This window comes from Pseudonocardia thermophila (assembly GCF_900142365.1).
Lineage (GTDB): Bacteria > Actinomycetota > Actinomycetes > Mycobacteriales > Pseudonocardiaceae > Pseudonocardia > Pseudonocardia thermophila.
This window is the reverse complement of sequence record NZ_FRAP01000047.1, coordinates 1-1351: the sequence shown is the minus strand read 5'-3', so window position 1 is coordinate 1351 and position 1351 is coordinate 1. Positions and strand designations below refer to the sequence as shown.

The window sequence follows — 1351 nt, the reverse complement described above, 5'->3', positions numbered from 1 at the left end:
CTCAGACACACCCACCTCGCCCGGAGGCCCTCCCCTCGTTCAAGCCGACACGCCGTCGAGCACTGACAACAACGTCCTGAGTCACTACAGCTAGCGCGCGGCGGCGATCAGGGTGTCGAGGCCGTGCTGGGCGTACTCGCGGGCTGCGGGATCGCTCAGGAGGCGGTGCATCACGTGGAACGCCAGCAGCACGCCCTCGACGTCGACGGCGAGCCGGCGCGGATCGACGTCGGCCCGGAAGTGGCCCTCCGCGACGCCGGTGGCGCAGACCGTGGTCAGGGTGTCCAGCCAGTCCCGCTGCAGGGCGACCACTCGGTCGCGGACCGGGCCGGGCTGGTCGTCGAACTCGAAGCTCGCGGCCACCAGCGGGCAGCCGCCGTTGCGGGACGCCCAGTCCAGCCAGCGCCCGACCAGTCCGCGCAGCCGCGGTTCGCCCCGGGGTTCGCGCAGCGCCGGACGGATCACCAGGTCGATGATGCGGGTGGAGTTGCGCTCCAGGACCTGCAGCTGCAGCGACTCCTTCGAGCCGAAGTGGGCGAACAGGCCGCTCTTGGACAGCTCTGTGCGCGCGGCCAGCTCGCCGATGGTGAGCCCGCCCAAGCCGATCTTGGCCGCGAGCTCGCTCGCTTCGTCGAGGATCATCTCGCGCGTGTGCGCACCCTTCCCCACGGAGTGATTATAGCACGATCGTTCGTTCTACGGCTAGCCATGGCCGCTAGGATGACGTGATGATCATCGTGGTGGAGCGGACCTGATGCCCCGGATGTTCTTGAACGGCACCGCGATGCGCGGGGGAGAACTGCACCACCTCGTCGGCGACTCGGAGCTCGTCGCCGAGACCACGACCGCGCCCCGGTACCGCTTATACGCGGTCGAGGGCGCCTACCCCGGGCTCGTGGACGTCGGGGAGGGCGGGGCCGCGATCGCGGGCGAGGTGTACGAGATGACCTACGAGCAGCTGCGCGAGGTGCTGCTGCCCAGTGAGCCGGCCGGGCTCGAGCTGGGGGTGATCGAGCTGGCGGACGGCTCGGGCTCCCTGGCGATGGTGCTGCGCCGGCCGCACACGGAGCTGCCCACCGAGGACATCACCGAGCTGGGCAGCTGGCGGGCCTACCGGGCACGCGGATGAGGACCGTCCTGCGGGCCCGGCGCGCGATCGTCGACGGGCAGGAGCAGCCGGCCGCCGTCGTGGTCGCCGGTGCGCGCATCGAAGCGGTGCTGCCGTACGACACCCCGTTCGAGGGCGGCGCGATCCGCGAGGTGGTGCTGGGTGCGGATGAGGTGTTGCTGCCTGGTCTGGTGGATTCGCATGTGCATGTGAATGAGCCGGGGCGGACGGAGTGGGAGGGGT

2 protein-coding genes and 1 pseudogene are annotated in these 1351 nt (G+C 70.6%); 2 read left to right on the top strand and 1 reads right to left on the bottom strand.

Translation table 11 applies throughout. From position 1 onward, the window contains the following. Window positions 1-90: 90 nt before the first annotated feature. The gene (locus BUE41_RS29375; RefSeq protein ID WP_073460613.1) at window positions 91-669 is read right to left on the bottom strand and encodes a TetR/AcrR family transcriptional regulator; all 579 of its coding nucleotides are present in this window, start codon (window positions 667-669) and stop codon (window positions 91-93) included. Window positions 670-754: 85 nt separating this feature from the next. Here BUE41_RS29375 and BUE41_RS29370 point away from each other — a divergent pair, with 85 nt between their 5' ends. Next, window positions 755-1129 carry an allophanate hydrolase-related protein gene (locus BUE41_RS29370; RefSeq protein ID WP_073460612.1) on the top strand — a complete coding sequence of 125 codons (375 nt, stop codon included), beginning with the start codon at window positions 755-757 and terminating at the stop codon, window positions 1127-1129. Further along, window positions 1126-1351: pseudogene (locus tag BUE41_RS29365) on the top strand (allantoinase AllB); the annotation flags it as partial. The gene BUE41_RS29370 and the pseudogene BUE41_RS29365, both read left to right, overlap by 4 nt.

Excerpts from the sequence above, each read along its gene's own strand:
- BUE41_RS29370 (WP_073460612.1), top strand. The coding sequence starts at position 755 with ATGCCCCGGATGTTCTTGAACGGCACCGCGATGCGCGGGGGAGAACTG.